The organism is Photobacterium lucens, from assembly GCF_009873615.1.
Classification (GTDB): domain Bacteria; phylum Pseudomonadota; class Gammaproteobacteria; order Enterobacterales; family Vibrionaceae; genus Photobacterium; species Photobacterium lucens.
Window position 1 is genome coordinate 1 of record NZ_SSMG01000475.1, and the last position, 474, is coordinate 474.

1 protein-coding gene is annotated in these 474 nt (G+C 30.0%); it reads right to left on the bottom strand.

What is annotated here, in order from left to right:
* A partial coding sequence (locus E5A76_RS19585; protein ID WP_187695701.1) for a hypothetical protein occupies window positions 1-359 on the bottom strand: 359 nt, incomplete at its 3' end.
* Between the last annotated feature and the right edge of the window lie 115 nt (window positions 360-474).

Sequence of the window (474 nt, forward strand, 5' to 3'; positions counted from 1 at the left end):
TCATTATACATCGCTGATTTAAATATTAGCCAGCTATTTAAAAATAACTTATCACCTGTTTTTGCTGTGTAATCCATTAATTGATATGTGAAATCTTTTTCTTTCTTTATTACACATCGATTCATCGCTACATTGTTAAGTTCTGTTAATACGACTTTCTTTCTTTGCGATGGTAGTGACTTAAGCCATGGATCTTGAATAGGTCTAAGTTCTCTATTCTCAAGCAGATGACATTTATTTATTTGATTTTCATATAGTTGCTTAACCTTAAGTAACTGTTCTTTAGCTGGTGTTTCATTAGCAATAGTCGCTAATGAAGGAAATGATATTACACAAAATAAATACAATAATTTACGCACTGTAACCGCTCAATTAAGGTGAGAAAAGAAGGAATTTCCTATCCTAATTAAATGCCGTTTTATATTTTACCTTGTCAACATACTCCAAGATTTGATTTAAGACAATAAATAATAC